This window comes from Tabrizicola caldifontis, assembly GCF_004762095.1.
GTDB classification, from domain to species: domain Bacteria; phylum Pseudomonadota; class Alphaproteobacteria; order Rhodobacterales; family Rhodobacteraceae; genus Tabrizicola; species Tabrizicola caldifontis.
In genome coordinates this window covers 1-5,930 of sequence record NZ_SIJH01000039.1, presented here as the reverse complement: position 1 = coordinate 5,930, position 5,930 = coordinate 1, and the positions used below count along the sequence as shown (strand labels likewise).

Sequence of the window (5,930 nt, the reverse complement as noted above, 5' to 3'; positions counted from 1 at the left end):
AGCCGCAGCGACCCGCAAAAAGAAGGAAGACAGCCATGCCTTGACCCCAGCCTGAGCCGAAATCCATAATCAGAGGTGGCTCACTTCTCGATGGAAAACCCGGCTCAGTTCTGGGTGGAAATCAACACGCAGACGGCCGCGAGGGGCAGAAGCATCATTCCTGGGCGTTCCTTGACCGCTCGGGCCTGACATCGGGGATGCGGTAGATCGCCTCGAACCCTGAATCCCCGCCCGCGCGCGGTGATCGGATCTCGAAACTGCTACCGGTCCGTTCCGCGATGGAGCGCACGATTGCCAGCCCAAGTCCGCTGCCCGTGGCACCGGACTTGGCCCGTTCGAACCGCTGCGTTAGTCGGGCAAGATCGTCTGCGGGCACGACAGGCCCCTCATTGGCGACGATCAGCGTGCCGTCCCCCGATAAGACCACATCGACCGGGCAGTCAGCGCGGCCATGCCGCAGGGCATTCTCGATCAGGTTGCGCAGCAGGATCGCGAAAGCGTCGGGGTCAAGATCCGTCAGCACGGCGGTTGCAGGCAGTGTGAGGCGGATGCACCCGGGTCCGCCAACCCGCGCGAGCTCGTCCACGATCAGCCGGGCCACAGGTCGCACATCGGCGACAAACCCGCGCCGCAGACGACCGCCTTCGGCGCGCGCAAGCTGCAGCAGGCGTTCCGCAAGGCGCGTCAGGCGCTTCAGGTTCGCCTCGATCTCGCCCGCCCTGGCCCTGGCATCCGCATCCCGCATTTCGGCCTGAAGCCTCTGTGCCTGCGCGATCGCCCCGGCCAGCGGGGTGCGCAATTCGTGTGCGGCATTCGCGGCAAAGCTGCGCTCTGATTCGAAGGCCGCATCCAGCCGGGCGAGCAGGCTGTTCATCGTTTCGGCCAGAGGTGCGAGCTCGCTCGGCAGGTCGGTGCTGGCGACCGGGCTCAGGTCGCTTGCACCCCGCGCTGCCAGCCGGTCGCGGAACTTGCGCAGGGGGGCAAGGCTGGCGCGGACGGCCATGACGATGGCGATCAGCGCCACCGGCAGAACGACCAGGAGCGGCAGGCCCAGGCCCATCTGGATATCCCATGCGACAATGGCGCGATGGGCCAGCGGTTCCGCAACTGTGATGCGGATCGTGCCCTGCACGGCTTCGTCATTGTAAAGCCTGTGGGTCGCCGTGCTGCGGAAGCCCGCTCCGTCCCATGCGGGAAAGACCGTCGGGTCGGCGGCATGGGATTGCAGCAGGATGCGCCCCTGATCGTCACGCACGATGCAGGTGAAGTATTCGTCGTGCTCGCGGATGGCGGCCAGGCGCTGGCTGATCCCGGCTTCCTCGCGGTTCAGGATATCGACCACGGCAAGTGGCAGGATGCGCTGCGCGGTTTCCTGCAGCGCCGCGTCGAAGACCTGTTCGATCTCGCCCCGTGCGATCAGGGCGGTCACGCTGGCCGCAGCGACCCAAAGGGCGGTCAGCACCAGGCCCAGCCAAAGGCCGAGACGCCCCTGAAGGCTGCGCGGCGCCTTCATGCGCGGCCAAGCCGGTAGCCGAGGCCGCGCTCTGTCTCGATCACGCCGGCGCCAAGCTTCTTGCGCAGGCGGCTGACATGCACTTCGATCGTGTTGCTTTCGATTTCGTTGCCGAAGGCATAAAGCTTGTCCTCTAGCTGCGCCTTGGACAGCAGCTGGCCGGGGCGGGACAGGAACGCCTCGAACAGAGCCCATTCGCGGGCGGTCAGGCTGATGGGGCGGCCGTCGCGGTGGACGGTGCGGGCCGCAAGGTCGATTTCCAGCGACCCGTGCGTGACGATGGGATTGGGGTTGCCCGCATAGCGCCGCGCGACCGACCCGATCCGCGCCGACAGTTCGGCGAGGTCGAAGGGCCTCACCATTTAGTCGTCGGCCCCGGCATTCAGCCCCTCGATCCGGTCGCTGATCTGGTCCAGCGCGGTCAGGATAATCACGGGCGTCACGTCGCCCTTTGCCCGCAGGCGGCGCAGGAACGGGATACCCCGGCCGTCCGGCAGCATCAGGTCAAGAAGCACAAGGTCGAAGTGCGCACCTGTCAGGGCATCGCCTGCGGCGTCCAGGCGCTGCACCCAATCGACCGAATGGCCATCGGCGGCAAGCTGGTCGCGCACCGCCGCGCCCAGGACCGTGTCATCCTCGATCAGCAATGTGCGCATAGGTCTCCCGCCGTTGCCTTGGCCCGTGTCGCCCCAGGTTTGTCGCCTAGGCCTGACATCAGGCTGAAGCCGGGATCCGACCGGCTTCAGCCTGCCGTCAGCTTCGGCGTTCATCACGGTGTTCGGACGTGCCCTAGCCCGGAGTGTGGCCGATGCGAAAGATCATGACAATTCTTGCCTTTCTGGCAGCTATCACTGGCGGTGCGGCCTTTGCCGACGACGATTGCTTCGTGCCGATGGCCAACTGGCAGCCACGCGAGGCGGTCGCACGCCTTGCGGCCGAGCAGGGCTGGACCGTTCGGCGCATCAAGATCGACGACGGCTGTTACGAGATCGACGGCCGGAACGCCGATGGTCGTGCCATCGAGGCGAAGATCCATCCCGGAACACTGCAGATCCTGGAGGTCGAGTTCGATGATGATGAACACGACAAGGAACGGAAGGAACCGGAAAATGATTGATCCTGCATCCGGCCATGACGCGGGCGCGGCGATGGTGCGGGTCTGGGATCCCTTGGTTCGCGTCTTCCACTGGGGCCTTGTCGCGGCCTTTGCGACCGCTTGGCTGGCCGCCGACGAGGTCCAGCCGGTGCACGAGTTGGCAGGCTACACGGTGGCGAGTCTTGTCGTCTTTCGGCTGGTCTGGGGGTTCGCAGGCAGCCGTCATGCGCGGTTTGCCCAGTTCGTGACGGGTCCGGCAGCGACGCTCGCCTATCTTGGCGCCATGCTGCGTGGGCGCGAGCGCCGGTATCTCGGCCACAATCCGGCAGGCGCGGCAATGATTCTGGTCCTTCTGCTGACGCTGTCGGGGACGGCCTTCACCGGTTGGCTGATGACCGATCCGGCCCGCCAGGCCAGGCTTCCGGCCCTGCCGCAGACCTTGGCACCCGCCTGGGCGGATGACGACGAGGACGACTACGGCGAGGCCGATGGCTGGCAGGGCGACACAGACGGACCGCTCCGGGCAGCCCATGAAACCCTTGCGAACCTAACACTTCTTCTTGTCGCGCTCCACATCTGCGGTGTCGTCCTGGCCTCGGTCCGTCACCGCGAGAACCTCGTCCGCGCCATGCTGACCGGCGATAAACGGCCTGCCGGCCCGGGCGATGTGGCCTGATCCTGTTCCCCGACCGCCTGTCCCGCGGTCCGACTGGCCCCGCCTTTTACCGGCGGGGCCCTTTTCTTCCTGACGCCATGCTGAAGCAGAAAACGCACGCGTGTCAGGAACCGCTCAGGTCCGGGGCACAAGTTCCGGGCAGCAGATCAAAGGAGACCAAGCCATGACATCCAGACTTTCCCTTCTTGTTGCCTCGTCAGCCCTGACGCTGACGCTTGGCCTTCCAGCCCTGGCCGCCTCACAGGGCCGGGGCGCTGCCACTGTGCAGTGCAGCAGCGTCTGCACCGCCGTATTCAGCTCGGACGACGGGTCCACGCAAGTGATCCGTGTGAGCGGTGATGATGACGATGAGGACGAGGGCGGATGGGGCCAGCTTTGGCAGGATGACGACGAAGGCGACGATTGCGACGAGGAAGACGATGAGGATGAAGATGACGATGACGATTGCGGGGGGGCCGGCGCGCGAGGCAATCCCGCACCAGCCGGCACCGTCGCGCCGCCGGCCAACGGCCTTTTCGGCAGCGGCGCGCCGCCCGTCGCCGTGAGCAAGTGAGCCCATCTTCCTGTCATCAGGTCCCGGTAGAACCGGGGCCGCAGCCAACGCCAGAGGATCTGTCATGAAATCCCTTCTCGCCACTCTTGCCCTGACCACCGCGCTGACCCTTCCGGGGCTGGCGATGGCGCGTCCCGTGACGCTGACGACCACGCTGAACAACTACGGTGGCGACGGGGCCTATCTGGCCTTTTACGTCACCGATGCCTCGGGCGCCTATGTCGGCAGCCTTTGGATGGCAGGCCACAAGTCCAAGTATTATGAACACCTGAGCAGCTGGTATGCCGCCACAGGCGGCGACGCGGCGCAGATCGACGGCATCACCGGCGCCAGCGTCGGCGCAGGCCGCTCGCTGGAAATCACGCTGGATCTGGCCGATGCGCTGTTCGATGCGGGCTACACGCTGCACATCGATGCGGCTGTCGAGGACATGCGCGACAGCCCGAACGAGATCGCCGTTCCGCTGACCACCGCAGGCGCGGGCCAGCCCGTGCAGGGCCGGCGCTACATCGCCAGTTTCGTCTATCGGTAGGGGGGAAGGCCACCATGATCCGCGCGCTTCACCGCTGGCCGGGGCTTTTGGCCCTTGCGCTGCTTGCCGTCCTTTCGCTGAGCGGTGCGGCGCTGTCGGTCTTTCCTGCGGCCGAACGCCTTTCGGCACCGCAGCCTGGAGCAGGGCAGAGCGTGGCAGATCTTGCAGCGCTGGTGGCGGCAACCCATCCGGGGCTGGAGGAGATCCGCCGATCGCCCTCGGGCAGGATCACCGCCTGGTGGTTTCGGGGCGGCACGGCTGGCTCGGCCGTGGTCGATCCGGTGACCGGCGGCGATCTTGGCCCGGCCGACCCGAACCCGGTGGAACGGTGGCTGACCAACCTGCACCGTTCCCTCTTCCTTGGTGATTCAGGACGGCTGGCGATGGCGGCGGGTGCTGCGGCGATGCTGGTACTGGCTTTGTCGGGGGCGGCCTTGATCGCCCGTCGAGTCGGCGGCTGGCGTCACTGGTTCGCGCGCCTGCGGGGTCCAATCGCCGGTCGACTGCATGTCGAGATTTCCCGCATCGCCGTCTTCGGCCTTCTGTTTTCTGCAGGCACAGCGTTGTGGATGACGGCCTCGACCTTCAATCTTCTTCCCGATGACGCGCCTCGCCCGCCTTTGCCGGCGGCCATCAGCGGCACGACCAGACTGCCGATCGACCGGATGGCGGCACTGAGGTCGGTTCCGGTCGATTCGCTGCGAAAGCTGAGCTTTCCCCAGGAAGGGGATCTGCAGGATCTGTTCACGCTGGTCACCGATTCGGGCACGGGTCTGATCAACCAGGGCACCGGCGAAATGCTGGCATGGGCCGAGGCTACGCCCTGGCAGAAGGTGTCGGAAACCATCTACATGCTGCATACAGGACAGGGCGCGGCCACGTTCGGCCTGATCCTTGGCCTGCTTGCGCTCAGCGTTCCGATCCTGGGCATGACGGGCCTGCTGGTCTGGGCTCAGGGGCGTCGCGGCTGGACCCACCCGAAAGACAATGCTCCGGCCGCGCGGGCCAGGGACGTGATTCTTGTCGGCTCTGAAGGGGGCAGCACCTGGGGCTTTGCCGAAACACTGGCCAGGTCGCTTCGCGAGGCGGGGCAGGCCGTCCACGTTGCGCCGATGACTTCTTTTGATCCCAATCGCTACCCCCGTGCCGAACGTTTCCTGATCCTTGCCGCCACCTATGGCGACGGCGATGCCCCTGAAGCTGCGAAGGGGTTCCTCGACCGGCTGGGTGGCATGCGCAAGCCACCCGCAGCCCCCTTTGCCGTTCTGGGCTTCGGCGACCGCAGCTTTCCCGCCTATTGCGCCTTTGCGGCCGAGGTGGACCGCCTTGCCCGTGCGAAGGGCTGGGCCAGCCTTCTGCCGATGGATACGGTCGATCGTCAGTCGCCGCAGGATTTCGCTCGCTGGGGCAGGGCGCTGGGCGATGCCCTGGGTCTAGGGTCAGGACCCATTGATTTTGTAGACTTGGCCTGATTCAATCTCCGAAAGGAGACTGGAGCATGAGCAACCTTTTCTGGCTGACCGACGCGCAGATGGCGCGGCTGAAGCCCTTCTTTCCCAA

Annotated in this window: 6 protein-coding genes and 1 pseudogene; 5 read left to right on the top strand and 2 right to left on the bottom strand. The window is 66.1% G+C overall.

Annotated elements, in window-relative coordinates; all coding sequences use genetic code 11:
• Window positions 1-154: 154 nt before the first annotated feature.
• Both EYB42_RS17090 and EYB42_RS17085 read right to left on the bottom strand, forming a co-directional pair.
• A complete protein-coding gene (locus tag EYB42_RS17090) occupies window positions 155-1,513 on the bottom strand; it encodes a sensor histidine kinase (protein WP_135451280.1) in 1,359 nt (452 codons plus the stop codon).
• A pseudogene (locus EYB42_RS17085) lies at window positions 1,510-2,169 on the bottom strand (response regulator transcription factor). Before EYB42_RS17085 ends, EYB42_RS17090 begins: the two are co-directional and overlap by 4 nt.
• A gap of 152 nt (window positions 2,170-2,321) precedes the next feature.
• Here EYB42_RS17085 and EYB42_RS17080 point away from each other — a divergent pair.
• From EYB42_RS17080 to EYB42_RS17060, 5 genes are all read left to right on the top strand, one after another.
• Window positions 2,322-2,630 (top strand): PepSY domain-containing protein, encoded by a 309-nt coding sequence (locus tag EYB42_RS17080; protein WP_135451279.1) that lies wholly within the window; start codon window positions 2,322-2,324, stop codon window positions 2,628-2,630.
• Entirely contained in the window at window positions 2,623-3,285 is a 663-nt protein-coding gene (locus EYB42_RS17075) for a cytochrome b/b6 domain-containing protein (protein ID WP_240784249.1), read from the top strand. The genes EYB42_RS17080 and EYB42_RS17075 overlap by 8 nt, the downstream gene beginning before the upstream one ends.
• Before the next feature lie 163 nt (window positions 3,286-3,448).
• Window positions 3,449-3,838 (top strand): hypothetical protein, encoded by a 390-nt coding sequence (locus tag EYB42_RS17525; protein ID WP_205910015.1) that lies wholly within the window; start codon window positions 3,449-3,451, stop codon window positions 3,836-3,838.
• A gap of 64 nt (window positions 3,839-3,902) precedes the next feature.
• The gene (locus tag EYB42_RS17065; protein ID WP_135451278.1) at window positions 3,903-4,370 is read left to right on the top strand and encodes a DUF2271 domain-containing protein; all 468 of its coding nucleotides are present in this window, start codon (window positions 3,903-3,905) and stop codon (window positions 4,368-4,370) included.
• A gap of 14 nt (window positions 4,371-4,384) precedes the next feature.
• The gene (locus EYB42_RS17060) at window positions 4,385-5,842 is read left to right on the top strand and encodes a PepSY-associated TM helix domain-containing protein (protein WP_135451277.1); all 1,458 of its coding nucleotides are present in this window, start codon (window positions 4,385-4,387) and stop codon (window positions 5,840-5,842) included.
• Window positions 5,843-5,930 lie beyond the last annotated feature (88 nt).